The following is a 15,081-nucleotide window of genomic DNA, read 5'->3' on the forward strand; positions in this document are numbered from 1 at the left end:
CTTGCTCCTCTTTATAGAAATATGAATTTCGCGATGAAAATCGCGCACAGCACCCACAGGCTCACGGAGATCTCGCGGTACTTGCCGGTACCGGCCTTGAGGGCCACGTAGGTGATAAACCCCAGGGCAATCCCATCGGCGACCGAGAACGTCAGCGGCATCATGATCGCGGTGACAATCGCCGGAATGCTGTCGGTGGCTTCATCCCAGTTGATATGGGCCATGCTCGCCATCATCAGCATTGCCACGTAAATCAGCGCACCTGCGGTGGCATAGGCCGGAATCATCCCGGCCAGCGGTGCGAAAAACATCGCGGCTACAAACAGCACGCCGACGGTGACGGCGGTCAACCCGGTACGGCCACCTGCGGCCACGCCCGCAGCACTTTCCACGTAGCTGGTCACCGGCGGCACACCGACCATGGCACCGAACACGCTGGAGGCACTGTCGGCCTTCAATGCACGGGACAGGTTGTCGATCTTGCCGTCGGCATTGACCAATCCGGCCCGTTGCGCGACGCCCATCAGTGTACCTGCGGTGTCGAACATGTGTACAAAAAGAAAGGCAAATACCACGCTGATCATGCTGACATTGAACACACCCGCTACGTCCATCGCCATCCAGGTCGGCGCCAGGCTCGGTGGGGTGGAGATGAAACCGTTGTAATGCACCAGGCCCAGGCCCCAGCCGGCGAGCGTCACGGCGATGATGCTGATCAGGATCGCGCCGAAAACCCGGTGGTAGCTGAGAATCGCGATCAGTAAGAAGCACACCGCCGCCAACAGCGGCGCAGGCTCATGCAAGGAGCCGAGCTTGATGAGGGTCGCCGGGCTGTCGACGATGATGCCGGCGGTCTTCAGGCCGATCACCCCGAGGAACAACCCCACGCCGGCACCCATGGCGTGGCGCAGGCTGACGGGGATGCTGTTGAGCAGCCATTCACGCACCCGGGACAGGGTCAGGAACATGAACAACACACCGGAGATAAACACGGCGCCGAGGGCGGTCTGCCAGGTGTAGCCCATGGTACCAACCACGGTGTAGGTGAAAAACGCATTCAAACCCATGCCCGGCGCCAGGCCCACGGGCCAGTTGGCATACAGCCCCATCAACAGGCAACCGAGTGCGGCGGCGATGCAGGTGGCGACGAACGCCGCACCGTGATCGATGCCCGCGTCGGCCATGATGTTAGGGTTGACGAAGATGATGTAGGCCATGGTGATGAAGGTGGTGAGGCCGGCGATCAGCTCGGTCTTCACTGTGGTGCCATGCAAGCGCAGTTTGAACAGGCGTTCCAGCCAGCCGTTTGGTGAGGGGGCAAGGTCCAGCGTCGGGGCTTCGGATTTGCGGCTATCCACAGCGAGTACTCCTCAAGCATTTTATTGTTATGGCCAGCGCGCAAGCGCTGAGAGGTACTGGCGGGTTTGTTGACCAATAGGTCAGGAACTCGCACGAAGCGAATTATGCTTTTGTATACAAATAAAGCAAATAATGTTTTCTATCCGCTGCACCAAATAGATGAAAGGCAACCACAGGGTCAGGGCTGGTTGGCGAGCGCCTGATTCACCGCCAGCCACCCAACCACCGCGTCTTCACCGGCGTCACTGAAGGCACGTTGCAGCAACTTCACCTGTTCGCGGCGCAGTGACTGTTCGAAGCGCAGGCCTTCCTCGGTCAATTCCAGCAGGCGTTTGCGCTTGTCTGTCTCGGACGCGACGCTGTTGACCAGGTGCATCTCCTGCAATTGGCGCAGAGGGATGTTCAGTGCCTGCTTGCTCACACCGAGCAGTTCCAGCAGTTCCTTCACGCTCAGCGCCGGGTAGCGCGCGATGAAAAACACGATGCGCTGATGCACCCGGCTCAGCCCGCGGCGCTCGAGCATTTCGTCGGCCTTGGCGGTAAACGCCTGGTAGCCGAAGAAAAACGCTTCCATCGCGGCCTGCTGGGCGGTTGGGTTTTTAAGGTCAAGCATATTGACGTATCCGTGCGAGTCGTCGTAATTTCGGTCAACCAGTTTGACGTATTTCCCACAGTCTTCGCTACCGGTGACCCCATGGCCTTCTCTGAACGTGTTACGCGCCTCAAAAGCTCCCTGATCCGTGAAATCCTCGCGGCAGCCCAGCGCCCGGAAGTGATGTCGTTCGCCGGAGGCCTGCCAGCCGAAGCCATGCTGCCTGCCTTGAACTGGGACGACATGCCGCTGAACATCGGCCAGTACGGCATGAGCGAAGGCGAACCGCAGTTGCGCGAATTGCTCGCTGCCGAGGCGCGTGCCCTGGGCGTGCCGTGCCAGGCCAGCCAGGTGCTGGTGGTCAGCGGCTCCCAGCAGACCCTCGACCTGGCGGCCAAGCTGTACATCGACAAGGGCACCCGGATCCTGCTGGAAGGCCCGACCTACCTGGCCGCGTTGCAGATCTTCCAACTGTTCGGCGCCGATTGCCTCACCGTGCCACTGGACGCCGACGGCCCGGACCTGAATGCGTTGCGTGCCAACCTTGAACGCCATCGCCCGGCGTTCATCTACCTGATCCCGACCTTCCAGAACCCCTCGGCCGTGCGCTACAGCGAGGCCAAGCGCGAAGCCGTCGCCGCCTTGCTCGACGAATTCGGCGTGACCCTGATCGAAGACGAACCCTACCGCGAACTGACTTTCGACGGCGGCAGCGCCAGACCCATCGTCGGGCGCCTGAAAAAAGCCAGCTGGATCTACACCGGCACCGTGTCCAAGACCCTGTTGCCGGGCCTGCGCGTGGGCTATCTGATCGCCAGCCCGGACCTGTTCCCGCACCTGCTCAAGCTCAAGCAATCGGCGGACCTGCACACCAACCGCGTCGGCCAATGGCAGGCCATGCAGTGGATCGGCACGGAGCAATACCAGCAGCACCTGACTCAACTGCGCGGCTTTTATCGCGAGCGCCGCGATGCTTTCCAGTCGGCGCTGGAGCGTCACTTCGTCGAGCTGGCCGACTGGCAGGTGCCCCAGGGCGGTTTATTCTTCTGGCTGACCTTGAAACAGCCGCTCGACACCCGCACCTTGTTGGCTCAAGCGCTCGACCAGAACGTCGCGTTCATGCCCGGTGAACCGTTCTTTTCCGAGCCCGACCGACACCTGGGTTCGTTGCGGCTCAATTTCAGCCATATCGACCCGGCCCGTTTGGACGAAGGTCTCAAGCGCCTGGCCGCGGTGGTCCGTCAAGCACAGCACGCGCAAGCGGCATAAGGGGAGCCCCATGTACAAGGTTTATGGCGATTACAAGTCGGGCAACTGCTACAAGGTCAAATTGATGCTCAGCCTGCTGGGCATCCCGTACCAATGGATCGATGTGGACATCCTCAAGGGTGACACCCAGACCGCCGAGTTCCTGGCGAAGAACCCCAACGGCAAGATCCCCGTGCTGGAACTGGAAGACGGCACCTGCCTGTGGGAGTCCAACGCGATCCTCAACTTCCTTGCCGATGGCAGCGAGTTCCTGCCCACCGAACCGCGCCTGCGCACCCAAGTGTTGCAGTGGCAGTTCTTCGAGCAGTACAGCCATGAGCCGTACATTGCGGTGGCGCGGTTTATCCAGTTTTACCTGGGCCTGCCCGAGGACCGCCTGGAGGAATACAAGAAACTGCACAAAGGCGGTTACAAGGCACTCAAGGTCATGGAGCGCCAATTGCAACTGACGCCGTACCTGGTGGGCGAGCAGTTCTCCATCGCCGATGTGGCCTTGTATGCCTATACCCATGTAGCCAATGAGGGTGGTTTTGAGCTGGAGGCTTATCCGGCTGTGCAGGCGTGGTTGAAGAGGGTTGCCAGCCATCCCAAGCATGTGGCCATGCTCGGTTAAACCTGTGGGAGGGGGCTTGCTCCTCCCACATTCAGTTCTTCGTTCAGCAAGTCAAAGCAGCGTTGCGCCGCCGGGCTCAGGCCCATCCCGCTGCGACTGATCAACCCGATCTCCCGGTTTACGCCGGGATGCTCGATGTGGATGCGCTTCAACCCCGCCAGGCTGTCCGCCGCCGATTCCGGCAGCACACTGATCCCCAACCCCTGGCGCACCAATGCCAGCACCGTCGACATGTAGTTGGCCTCCATGCCCGCGTTCATCGTCAGGCGTGTCTCATCGAACAGCGCATCCACTTGCTCGCGCACGCTGCTGTCGCGGCCAGTGAGGATGATCGGCTGGTCCGCCAGTTGTGCCAGGGTCAGTTTGCGATGGCGGGTCAGCGGATGACCGACCGGTACAAACGCGCACAGGCGATCGTTCAGCACTGGCACGAATTCCAGGCCATGGCTGAGCCGTGCACGCACGCCAATGCCGAAATCCACCTCGCCGGACCGCACCTGGGCGTGTATGCGATGGGCCACCAGGTCATGCAGGCGCACTTCGATTCCGGCAAAGCGCTCGCGAAACAGGCGCAGTACCGGTGGCAGGCTGCCGGCACAGACCGAGGGCAGGGCGGCGATGGTCACCACGCCTCGGCGCAACGCCGCCAGGTCGCGGGACCCGCTGACGATGTTGTCCAGGTCCAGCAGCAGTTTTTCCATTGGCCCGCGGGCCTCCTGGCCGGCGGCGGTAATACTGACGTGGCGCGGGCTGCGGTCGAGCAGGGCGACGCCGAGCCAGTCTTCCAGTTGTTGCACCTGCACCGTCAGCGCAGAAGGCGACAGATGCAGCTCATTGGCCGCCTTGGTGAAACTGCCAGTACGGGCCACGGCAAGAAACGCCTGAATGTGTTGGATACTGTTCTTCATTTTGTTTTTCCGAACACTAGCGGGTGAATATTCCAATTTACAAAGACTAACCTGCTTCCAATACTCCAGGGAAAACAATAACCGGCCAAAAAGGTCGCTCTGGAGTAACCCATGCTCGCTACCCTGGGTGTCATCACCATCCTGTGCCTGCTCGCTGCCGTCATGAGCAAACGCCTCTCGCCGCTGGTGGCCCTGATCGCCTTGCCGATCATCGCCGCACTGCTCGGCGGGTTCGGCCTGCAAACCAGCGCCTTCATCATCACCGGTATCAAGAACGTCGCCCCCGTGGTCGGCATGTTCGTCTTTGCGATCCTGTTTTTCGGGATCATGACCGATGCTGGCATGCTCGACCCCATCATTGATCGCATCCTGCGCACGGTAGGGACGCGTCCTACACGCATTGTTGTAGGCACCGCGACCCTGGCGCTGCTGGTACACCTGGACGGCTCCGGCGCGGTGACGTTCCTGGTGACGGTGCCGGCGATGTTGCCGCTGTATACGCGGCTGGGTATCGATAAGCGCATCCTGGCCTGTGTCTGCGCGATGGCGGCCGGAGTCAACTTCCTGCCGTGGACGGGCCCGGTGCTGCGCTCGTCAGCGGCCCTGCACGTGCCGGTGGCGGACCTGTTCCAGCCGTTGATCCCGGTGCAGATCGTCGGCCTGATCTTTGTGTTTGCCTGTGCCTGGTGGCTGGGCCGTCGCGAAGAAAAACGCCTGGGCCTCGGCGCCGGCTCTACGGTGGATGCGGTGCCGCAACGGGTGCTCAGTGAAGACGATATCAAGCTGCGTCGCCCGCGCCTGTTCTGGGTCAACCTGATCCTGACCGTGCTGGTGATGGTGGTGATGATCGCCGGCTGGGTCGACCCGGTGGTGATGTTCATGCTCGGCACCGTAGTGGGGTTGTGCATCAACTACCCGAACGTAGATGCCCAGCGTGCCCGCATCGATGCCCATGCCAAGACCGCCCTGACCATGGCCAGTATCCTGCTGGCCGCCGGGGTGTTCACCGGGATCATGCAGGGCACCGGCATGCTCAAGGCTATCGCCGAAGTAGCGGTGGCGCAGATTCCGGCGGGTCACGGCAAGTTGATCCCGGCGGTGGTGGGGTTCATTTCCATGCCGTTGAGCATGCTGTTCGACCCCGATTCCTACTATTTCGGCGTGATGCCGGTGATCGCCGAAGTCGGCAAGGCCCTGGGCGTCGACCCGCTGCAAGTGGCCCAGGCCTCGTTGCTGGGGGTGCACACCACCGGCTTCCCGGTCAGCCCGCTGACCCCTGCGACTTTCCTGTTGGTGGGCCTGTGCAAGATCGAGTTGGCCGATCACCAGCGCTTCACCATTCCGTTTCTGTTTGCCGCGTCGGTGTTGATGACCCTGACTGCGTTGCTCCTGGGAGTGATTTGAGATGAAAACCTTGCGCATCGGTTCTGGTGCCGGCTATTCCGGCGACCGTATCGAACCTGCGGTCGAGTTGGCCGAACACGGCGGCCTGGATTACCTGGTATTCGAATGCCTGGCTGAACGCACCATCGCCTTGGCGCAACAGGCGCGGATCAGCGATCCGCAGGGCGGTTACGATCCGCTGTTGAGTGAGCGCATGCGCCGGGTGCTGCCGTTTGTGGGGGTGCAGACCGGGCGCCGTCGCCTGCGGGTGATCACCAATATGGGCGCGGCCAATCCAGTGTCGGCGGCGGCCGAAGTGCGGCGAATTGCTGTTGAGTTGGGCCTGGATCTCAAGGTGCTCGCTGTGGTGGGCGACGACGTGTTGACGATGTTGCAGCCCGAGTTTCTGCTGGATAACGGCCAGAGCGTCGGCTCTTTGGGCGAACGGTTGATCTCTGCGAATGCCTACCTGGGCGTCGACGGCATTCTGCAGGCATTGCACGCCGATGCGGACGTGGTGATCACCGGGCGCGTGGCCGATCCCTCGCTGTTCCTGGCGCCGCAGATGTTTGAGTTCGGCTGGATGGCGGACGATTGGCCGCGGCTGGGACGCGGCACCTTGGTGGGTCATTTGCTCGAATGTGCCGGGCAAGTCAGCGGTGGGTATTTTGCCGACCCGGGTTTCAAGGATGTGGATGACCTGGCGCGCCTGGGTTTCCCGCTGGCCGAGATTGATGCTGACGGCCAGGCCGTGATCACCAAGGTCACCGGCTCCGGTGGGCGGGTCAGCCGTGCCACCTGCACCGAGCAACTGATCTACGAAGTGCATGATCCGGCGGCGTACCTGACGCCGGATGTGACCGCCGATTTTTCACGGGTGTGCTTTGTCGAGGAGGGCGCTGATCGCGTTCGTGCCCAAGGTGCTGGTGGTCGTTCGCGTCCCGAACGGTTGAAGGTGAGTGTTGGATATCTGGACGGCTGGATCGGCGAAGGGCAGATGTCCTACGGCGGCCCCGGTGCTGTCGCACGGGCGCAGCTGGCGCGGGATGTCGTGCTCAAGCGCCTTGAGTTGATAGGCGTGAAGATGCAGGACGTGCGTGCCGAACTGATCGGCATGGACTCGCTGCACGGCCCGCGCAGCACGGTGGAGCCCTGGGAAGTGCGCCTGCGCGTGGCGGCTCGCTGTGAAGAGCGCAGCGAAGCGGTGCGCGTCGGCAACGAAGTGGAAACCCTTTACACCAATGGCCCGTCCGGTGGCGGCGGCGCGAGCAAGAGCGTGCGGCAGGTGGTGGCGGTGGCGTCGTTGCTGCTGCCGCGTGATGCGGTCAACCCGAGGATCGAAGCATGAAGCTGCACACACTGGCCCATTCCCGCACGGGGGATAAGGGCGATACGTCGAACATTTCGATCATTGCCTATCGTGCCGAGGATTACCCCTGGCTCTGCGAACAGCTGACCGTCGAGCGTGTGGCTGGGTTTTTTGCGGATCTACTGGAGCCAGGCGCCGCACCGGTGCGGCGCTATGAGCTGGCGAATGTACAGGCACTGAACTTCGTGCTGCCGGGCATCCTGCGCGGCGGTGTGACCCGCTCGCTGGCGCTGGATGCCCATGGCAAGTGCCTGGGCTCTGCATTATTGGATCTCGACCTGTAAATACCGTAAATGTGGGAGGGGGCTTGCCCCCGATAGCAGAGTGTCAGTCACACAGTAAGTTGACTGATACACCGCCATCGGGAGCAAGCTCCCTCCCACATGGGTCATCCAGTGTCTGTCAGACCGCAGCGAAACGCTTGTCGAGGTAATCGATGATCACCTTGGAGTCATACATCCAGGTGGTCTGGCCATTCTCTTCAATGCGCAGGCAGGGCACCTTGATCTTGCCGCCTTGCTCCAGCAGGGTCTGGCGGTCCTGCTCGTTGTTCTTCGCGTCCTTCAACGCCACCGGCACATTCAGGCGGTGCAGGGTGCGACGGGTCTTCACGCAGAACGGGCAGGCGTGGAACTGATACAGGGTCAGTTCCTTGGCCGCTGCATTCACCTGCGCCTGCTGTTCGGCGGGGCGCTGTTTTTTACGGGGACGGGTCAGGAAGTCGCCCGCGATGATGATCTGGCCGAGGCCGACTCGAAGTGCTTTGACCAACATGGTTTAAACCTCTTGCCCATAACTGAGGGGCGGCAGCTTACCTGAATTCTGCGGGCGAAAAAAAACCGGCGATGAACGCCGGTCTTTTCCTAAGCAGCCCGTTACTTGATCAGGCTGAGGAATTCGCTGCGGGTCGCCGCGTTTTCGCGGAACTCACCCAGCATCACCGAAGTGATCATCGACGAATTCTGCTTCTCCACACCGCGCATCATCATGCACATGTGCTTGGCCTCGATCACCACGGCCACGCCCAGGGCGCCGGTGACTTGCAACACCGCGTCGGCGATCTGGCGGCTGAGGTTTTCCTGGATCTGCAGGCGGCGGGCATACATGTCGACAATCCGCGCGACCTTGGACAGGCCCAGCACTTTGCCGCTCGGGATGTAAGCAACGTGGGCCTTGCCGATAAACGGCAGCAGGTGGTGTTCGCACAGCGAGTACAACTCGATGTCCTTGACCAGCACCATTTCGCTGTTGTCGGAGCTGAACAAGGCACCGTTGGTGACTTCTTCCAGTGTCTGCTCATAGCCGCGGCAGAGGTACTGCATCGCCTTGGCGGCACGTTTTGGCGTGTCGAGCAGGCCCTCGCGGGAAACGTCCTCGCCGAGTTGGCCGAGGATCGCGGTGTAATTCTGTTCCAGGGACATGAAACTACCTGTGGGATTTTCGCAAAGCGCAAGGTTACGGTGGCGGGCACATCGCTGCAAGCCTGACGATGGCACTTGTTACTCGTCGCGCCCTTCCATCATGGTCCGCTTGAGCATCACATACACCGCCCCCGCGCCGCCGTGGCGGGCCTGGCACGAGGTAAAGCCGAGTACCTGGGCGTGCTGGCGCAGCCAGGTGTTGACGTGGCTCTTGATCATCGGCCGCTTGCCGTCCAGCCGCACGGCCTTGCCATGGGTGACGCGCACGCAGCGGATTTCGAATTTGGTGGCTTCGGCGAGGAAGGCCCACAGGGTTTCGCGGGCTTTTTCCACGGTCATGCCGTGCAGGTCGAGGCTGCCTTCGAACGGGATCTGGCCGATCTTGAGCTTGCGCATCTGGCTTTCCTGCACACCGTCGCGGGCCCACATCAGCTCGTCTTCGGGGCCGACGTCGATCACGAACTGGTCCGACAGGCCGTCCACGGTGGTGGCATCGGTGCGCACGGTCGCGGCCTGGCGCAGCTTGGCGATCTGCGCGCGGTCGGCCTTGGGTTTGCCGGTGTCGGCGCGGTCGTGCTTGATCGGCTTGACGCCGCGCAGCTCGTTTTTGAACAGGGAAAAATCGTCGTCTTGCATGTCAGCCTCCGCGAAGGGCGGGCAGTTTACCTAAATCGCGGCGGCCGGGGCGCAGGAAACGCTATCCAAGCGCCATCAGTCGTGTTTTTTCATCAGGTGCGAAGCGATATTAAGCGACAACGGCTGGCGCATTTTCCGACGGCTGCGCCGCCACAACCATACGCCCAACCACAGTACCAGCAGCCCGACCCCCAACAGGATAGCCGAGCCGCCAGGGCTGGCATTCAGCTCGCCAAGGGCCGGCGAGTGACCAGACAGACCGGCGCCACCAGCGCCGGTCAACAGCAGACCTACGATCGCCAGCAGCGCGGCGATGCCGGCAACCAGGCGCAGACGCCAGTTGCTCGGGCCCTTGGGGCGCAAGCGACGAGCATCAAAACCATCGGATATCTTCATTCCGACCTTTCCTCCAGGGTATCGGCCCTTCGACCGGACAATACACAGGTTGTTCCGGGGCGAGGGGTAAATGCGCCAAATGAAAAGGCTTTGCGGATGAGCGGGGCAATAAACATTGCCGCACCGCTCATCAGAAGGTCGATCAGATCAGGTCTTTGGTCAACGCCAGGGTGGCGAAGTTGTCGGCCATGATGGCCATTTCGGTCTGCTGTACGTGCGCGGCGCTCAGGATGCCGCCTTTGTAAGGCAGGTCACGGGTGGCGCAGGCATCTTCCACCAGGGTGCAGCGAAAGCCCAGGTTCTTGGCGGCACGCACGGTGGTGCTGACGCTGGAGTGGCTCATGAAGCCGCAGACGATCAGGTCCAGGGAGCCGAGGTCCTGCAGGTGTTTTTCCAGGCCGGTGCCGTGAAATGCGCTGGGCAGCAGTTTGCCGATGATGGTTTCGTCGCCTGCAGGCTCGAGGCCCGGGATGAACTCACCCCGTTCGCCTTGCGGGTCGAACAAGCCGCCAACGGTGCCCAGGTGACGCACATGCACGATCGGGCGCCCGGCGTTGCGCGCTGCGGCGACCAGTTGCTTGATGTTACCAACGGCCGCGTCCATGCCCGAGAGGGCGAGCGGGCCGCTGAGGTATTCCTTCTGGGCGTCGATGATCACGAGGGTCGCATGGCTGAGGTTCGCAGCTGCGTAACCACGACCGCTGAGTTGAAACATCGTCTTTGGAACGGACATTCTGGGGCTCCTGTGAGGGGGGCTTTTGCGACATTGTCCACTGGCTGAGCGGTTCTGTGAATCGCTACCATCGTAAGGTACGCTGTTGTTGACGTGTAGCCATGTCAAGAGGTGGGCCTGTTTGACACAATGATGGCAATTCGGATGAAATCCGACGGATGGGCGCGGGGTTTCGTACATCGTCGGTACAGGTGAAGGCTGTTAGAATCACCAGTCGTTTTTTCCAGGAGCTTGCCCCCGTGATCACATCCCGCCTGCGCACGTTGCGCGACCACATCCGTTGGGCTGTCAGCCGTTTCCATGGGGAAGACCTGTTTTTCGGGCATGGCACTGACAATGCCTGGGACGAAGCCCGTCAATTGGTGCTCGGCGCGTTGAACTTGCCGTGGGAGATTGCCGACAGTTATCTGGACTGCAACCTGGAGGAAGAGGAAGTTTCCCATGTGCAACGTTTGCTGCACAGGCGCATCCATGAGCGCGTGCCCACCGCGTACTTGTTGAACGAAGCGTGGTTCTGCGGCATGTCGTTCATCGTCGACGAACGCGTGCTCATCCCCCGTTCACCGATCGGCGAACTGATCGAAAACCGCTTCGAACCCTGGCTGGCGCAACCGCCGGCACGCATTCTCGACCTGTGCACCGGCTCCGGCTGTATCGGCATTGCCTGTGCCTACGAGTTCCAGGACGCCGAAGTGGTGCTGGGCGACCTGTCGTTCGAAGCCCTGGAAGTGGCCAACCAGAACATCGAGCGCCATGGCGTCGATGAGCGCGTGTACACCGTGCAGGGTGACGGTTTCGACGGTCTGCCGGGCCAGCGTTTTGACCTGATCGTGTCGAACCCGCCGTATGTGGATGCCGAAGACTTCGCCGACATGCCCGACGAATACCAGCACGAACCGGAACTGGGCCTGGCCTGTGGCGATGATGGCTTGAACCTGGTGCGGCGCATGCTGGCCGAAGCGGCGGACCACCTGACCGAGAAAGGTTTGCTGATCGTGGAGGTGGGCAACAGCCAGGTGCACGTCGAGGCGTTGTACCCGGAAGTGGACTTCGCCTGGCTGGACTTCCAGCGTGGTGGGCATGGGGTGTTCATGTTGACGGCGGAGCAGTGCCGCCAACATCAGGCGGTGTTTGCCGCCCGCGTTTAACCCACCTTACTGAACGAATAGGGCCAATGTGGGAGGGGGCTTGCCCCCGATGGCGGTGGATCAGTCAGCTACTCCAAATACTGACACTCAGCTATCGGGGGCAAGCCCCCTCCCACATTCAGACCTTATTTCTAGGCATAGACTCATTTCAGCGGTGGGTGGCAATCCAGATCAACAACCCCGCCTGGAACACCGTAAATGCCACCAGGCAGGTGATGGTAAAGCGCAACCCGCTGTCCTCACGCTTGAACTTGGTGACCTTTTCCTCTTCCTTGCGCAGCTTCACTTCCTGCTCCGCCAGGTTCTGCTCAGCCTGTTGCAGCATCTGCGCGGCTTCGAGAATCTCCACGAACTGCACCTTCTCGGTGTTCCAACTGTCCAGCACATCACCGACCTTGCCCGGCTGCACATTACCTTTGAGGTGTTGCACATCGGCGTAGGCCACATCAAAGCCCTGGATGCGCAGGAAGTGATCGCGGCGCAGGCGGGTGGCCTCGTTCAAGGCATCTTTGTTGGCCAGGTCGACGCCGTCGACGCGGTAGTGTGACCACTTCTTCTTCGCCCACGCGGCGCCCTGGGCCACCAGGAAGCGACCGATACCCCGGTTGGCTGGTTCGATTTCCAGGCTGTTGCCAGGGCCGAAGTGCACACGGTGCTTGTCGTGGTCGACCCAGATATCCAGGTGGTTCTGCTCACGGCGCACGCGCTGCCCTGGCAGCTGGATGACCATGCGCAGCAGGCTGTGGTGTTTGTCATTGCGCTCGGCGTAGCCGAACTGCACGAACCGCAACGGCCGCACGCCAGTGGCACGGTCGGTGGCCAGGGGGGCCAGGCGCAGCATCTTGAAATGCTCGGCCTGGACATCCGCCCACGGCAGGGGCGCCGCGTCGACGGCCTCGGTTTTTTCAGCCGGGGTGTCGGCGGTGGATTCCGGTGTTGCTTCAGTGGTTGTCATGCGGCGCGATCCTGTCCAAGCCCAGCGAGCCGACAGTCTTTTTACTGTCGACCCAGGGCTTATCGGCCGGTTTTCCCAGGACTGGAGGCAAATAGTCGCTTAATGGGGTTGAAGTCCTTCGATAAAACGCACGACGCGGCTGCCCAGCTCGGCGGCGAGGGGTAGTTGCGGATCGTTGTAGGAGGCCAATTGTTGCTTCACATCGTTGGGCACGATGCGCATCACGTGGTTCATGCCTTCGATCACCGCCAACTGCGCGTCGGGCTTGGCCTTTTTCAATTGCTGGGCGTCGCTCACACCCACCTGGATATCGTGGGTGCCCTGGATGATCAGCGCGGGCATGCGCAACTGGGCGAAAGCGGCCGATGGGTCGGCACGGAACAGGCTGATCAGGTACGGCTGCACACTGGGGCGGAAAATACCTTCCAGCGGGCCAGGCACGTCGTTATCCACCTGGCCGGCCTTGAGGTGATCGAGGATCTCGTTGCTGCGCAGCAGCAGGGCGGGGGGCAGGTGATCGGCCAACTGCTGGCGGATCACCTGGTCTACCGGGCGTGCGCTGCCGGACAACGAAATGACGCCGGCCGGGTCCAGTTGCGGCGCGGCGAGGGCCGCCACCAAGGCCCCTTCGCTATGACCCAGCACAATCAACGGCCCCAGGCGTCTGTCGGCCTTGAGCAGCTTGCCCCAGGCCACGGCATCGGCCACGTAGGCATCCAGGGTCAGGTTGCGCTCATCCGGCGTGGCCGCCAGGCTGGCTGCGACGCCGCGCTTGTCGTAGCGCACGCTGGCGATATTGTGCCGCGCCAGCACCCAGGCCAGGCGCTTGAGGCTGTCGTTGCGCGCGCCGTCGGCACTGTTGCCGTTGCGGTCGGTGGGACCGGAGCCGGCGATGATCAGTACAACCGGGACTGGCCTGTCGGATTTGGGCAACAAGAGTGAGCCAGACAGCTCGCCACTGCCGGTGTCGAGGCTGATGGGCCTTTGCAGCACGACCGGGGAGGCGGCGAAGCCAACGCTGGAAAACAGGGTGAGGGTCAAAAGCAGAACTCGCAGCATCATCGCGCCATCATGAGGAAGGTGCCGGTTGGACCAAGGTCTACCGGGAAGGTTTCGAGGATGAACTACTCGGTTAGCCTGCGTATACTGGCCGCCTTAAGTTATTACGGTTGACTTGATTCAACTGATTTCACGGAGCGCCCTGCATGTCCGGCAATACCTTCGGCAAGCTGTTCACTGTCACCACCGCGGGCGAAAGCCATGGCCCGGCGTTGGTCGCCATTGTCGACGGCTGCCCGCCAGGCCTCGAACTGTCCCTGGAAGACCTGCAGCGTGACCTCGACCGCCGCAAGCCCGGCACCAGCCGCCACACCACCCAGCGCCAGGAGCCGGACGAAGTCGAGATCCTCTCCGGCGTGTTCGAAGGCCGCACCACCGGTTGCGCCATCGGCCTGCTGATCCGCAACACCGACCAGAAATCCAAGGACTACTCGGCGATCAAGGACCTGTTCCGCCCGGCCCACGCCGACTACACCTACCACCACAAATACGGCGAGCGCGACTACCGTGGCGGCGGCCGCAGTTCGGCCCGCGAAACCGCCATGCGCGTGGCCGCCGGTGCGATTGCCAAGAAATACCTGGCCACCCAGGGCATCGTGATCCGGGGCTACATGAGCCAACTGGGTCCGATTGAAATCCCGTTCAAGACCTGGGACAGCGTCGAGGACAACGCCTTCTTCAGCCCGGACCCGGACAAGGTGCCGGAACTGGAAGCCTACATGGACCAGTTGCGCCGCGACCAGGATTCCGTCGGCGCGAGGATCACCGTGGTGGCCGAAGGCGTGAAGCCGGGACTGGGCGAGCCGATCTTCGACCGCCTCGATGCGGAACTGGCCCATGCGCTGATGAGCATCAACGCCGTCAAAGGCGTTGAAATCGGTGCCGGCTTTGCCTGTGTGTCCCAGCGTGGCACCGAGCACCGTGACGAGTTGACCCCGCAAGGCTTCCTCAGCAACAACGCGGGCGGCATCCTCGGCGGTATTTCCTCCGGCCAGCCGATCGTGGCGCACCTGGCGCTCAAGGCCACGTCGAGCATCACCACGCCAGGGCGTTCGATCGACGTGCATGGCAACCCGGTGGACGTGATCACCAAGGGCCGCCACGACCCATGCGTCGGCATCCGGGCCACCCCGATCGCCGAAGCGATGATGGCCATCGTGTTGATGGACCACCTGTTACGCAATCGCGGGCAAAATGCCGATGTGCGCGTGAGTACGCCGGTGCTGGCCCAGTTGTGACG

Annotated in this window: 17 protein-coding genes; 7 read left to right on the forward strand and 10 right to left on the reverse strand. The window is 62.0% G+C overall.

All coding sequences use genetic code 11. The annotated features are described in order from the left end of the window. Positions 1-11: 11 nt before the first annotated feature. Both BM017_RS09405 and BM017_RS09410 read right to left on the reverse strand, forming a co-directional pair. A complete protein-coding gene (locus tag BM017_RS09405; RefSeq protein ID WP_071490777.1) occupies positions 12-1,358 on the reverse strand; it encodes an NCS2 family permease in 1,347 nt (448 codons plus the stop codon). A 179-nt stretch (positions 1,359-1,537) separates the two neighbouring features. After that, on the reverse strand, positions 1,538-1,972 hold the full coding sequence (locus BM017_RS09410; protein ID WP_071492751.1) for a MarR family winged helix-turn-helix transcriptional regulator: 435 nt from the start codon (positions 1,970-1,972) through the stop codon (positions 1,538-1,540). Positions 1,973-2,053: 81 nt separating this feature from the next. Here BM017_RS09410 and BM017_RS09415 point away from each other — a divergent pair, with 81 nt between their 5' ends. Together BM017_RS09415 and BM017_RS09420 are read left to right on the forward strand one after the other, a co-directional pair. Then, entirely contained in the window at positions 2,054-3,220 is a 1,167-nt protein-coding gene (locus tag BM017_RS09415; protein ID WP_092243166.1) for an aminotransferase-like domain-containing protein, read from the forward strand. A 10-nt stretch (positions 3,221-3,230) separates the two neighbouring features. Next, entirely contained in the window at positions 3,231-3,833 is a 603-nt protein-coding gene (locus BM017_RS09420) for a glutathione S-transferase family protein (RefSeq protein WP_092243169.1), read from the forward strand. Here the strand turns inward: BM017_RS09420 and BM017_RS09425 are convergent. After that, entirely contained in the window at positions 3,830-4,741 is a 912-nt protein-coding gene (locus tag BM017_RS09425) for a LysR family transcriptional regulator (RefSeq protein WP_092243171.1), read from the reverse strand. The two genes, BM017_RS09420 and BM017_RS09425, sit on opposite strands and share 4 nt — an antisense overlap. A gap of 111 nt (positions 4,742-4,852) precedes the next feature. On the opposite strand from BM017_RS09425, the gene BM017_RS09430 reads away from it, so the two are divergent. Genes BM017_RS09430 through BM017_RS09440 form a run of 3 tightly spaced genes read left to right on the forward strand, consistent with a single transcriptional unit; the run spans position 4,853 to position 7,777 of the window. Then, positions 4,853-6,145 (forward strand): CitMHS family transporter, encoded by a 1,293-nt coding sequence (locus BM017_RS09430; RefSeq protein ID WP_092243174.1) that lies wholly within the window; start codon positions 4,853-4,855, stop codon positions 6,143-6,145. Between the two features lies 1 nt (position 6,146). Beyond that, positions 6,147-7,472, forward strand: a complete 1,326-nt coding sequence (locus BM017_RS09435) for an acyclic terpene utilization AtuA family protein (protein ID WP_092243177.1) — start codon at positions 6,147-6,149, stop codon at positions 7,470-7,472. Beyond that, a complete protein-coding gene (locus BM017_RS09440) occupies positions 7,469-7,777 on the forward strand; it encodes an AtuA-related protein (RefSeq protein ID WP_092243180.1) in 309 nt (102 codons plus the stop codon). The genes BM017_RS09435 and BM017_RS09440 overlap by 4 nt, the downstream gene beginning before the upstream one ends. Positions 7,778-7,895: 118 nt before the next feature. Here BM017_RS09440 and BM017_RS09445 read toward each other — a convergent pair whose 3' ends face one another. The 5 genes from BM017_RS09445 to BM017_RS09465 form a co-directional block, all read right to left on the reverse strand. Then, positions 7,896-8,267, reverse strand: coding sequence for a glutathione S-transferase N-terminal domain-containing protein (locus BM017_RS09445; protein WP_092243183.1), 372 nt, complete (start codon positions 8,265-8,267; stop codon positions 7,896-7,898). A gap of 101 nt (positions 8,268-8,368) precedes the next feature. After that, positions 8,369-8,914, reverse strand: coding sequence for a GTP cyclohydrolase I FolE (gene folE, locus BM017_RS09450; protein WP_003236739.1), 546 nt, complete (start codon positions 8,912-8,914; stop codon positions 8,369-8,371). A gap of 78 nt (positions 8,915-8,992) precedes the next feature. After that, entirely contained in the window at positions 8,993-9,550 is a 558-nt protein-coding gene (locus tag BM017_RS09455; RefSeq protein WP_058424628.1) for a Smr/MutS family protein, read from the reverse strand. Positions 9,551-9,625: 75 nt separating this feature from the next. Beyond that, entirely contained in the window at positions 9,626-9,946 is a 321-nt protein-coding gene (locus tag BM017_RS09460; protein WP_092243186.1) for a hypothetical protein, read from the reverse strand. A 142-nt stretch (positions 9,947-10,088) separates the two neighbouring features. Continuing rightward, complete coding sequence (locus BM017_RS09465; RefSeq protein WP_092243189.1) at positions 10,089-10,679, reverse strand: cysteine hydrolase family protein; 591 nt, start codon at positions 10,677-10,679, stop codon at positions 10,089-10,091. A gap of 239 nt (positions 10,680-10,918) precedes the next feature. On the opposite strand from BM017_RS09465, the gene prmB reads away from it, so the two are divergent. Beyond that, a complete protein-coding gene (prmB, locus tag BM017_RS09470; protein WP_071490767.1) occupies positions 10,919-11,827 on the forward strand; it encodes a 50S ribosomal protein L3 N(5)-glutamine methyltransferase in 909 nt (302 codons plus the stop codon). Between the two features lie 148 nt (positions 11,828-11,975). On the opposite strand, the gene BM017_RS09475 is transcribed toward prmB, so the two are convergent. Then, positions 11,976-12,782, reverse strand: a complete 807-nt coding sequence (locus tag BM017_RS09475) for a hypothetical protein (protein WP_058424625.1) — start codon at positions 12,780-12,782, stop codon at positions 11,976-11,978. Positions 12,783-12,881: 99 nt separating this feature from the next. Next, positions 12,882-13,844: an alpha/beta hydrolase gene (locus BM017_RS09480; protein ID WP_092243191.1), complete on the reverse strand. Its 963-nt coding sequence runs from the start codon at positions 13,842-13,844 to the stop codon at positions 12,882-12,884. A gap of 143 nt (positions 13,845-13,987) precedes the next feature. Between BM017_RS09480 and aroC the strand changes: the two genes are divergently transcribed. Further along, positions 13,988-15,079: a chorismate synthase gene (gene aroC / locus BM017_RS09485; protein WP_071490765.1), complete on the forward strand. Its 1,092-nt coding sequence runs from the start codon at positions 13,988-13,990 to the stop codon at positions 15,077-15,079. Positions 15,080-15,081: the final 2 nt, after the last annotated feature.

This window comes from Pseudomonas sp. NFPP04 (genome assembly GCF_900113815.1).
Lineage (GTDB): Bacteria > Pseudomonadota > Gammaproteobacteria > Pseudomonadales > Pseudomonadaceae > Aquipseudomonas > Aquipseudomonas extremorientalis.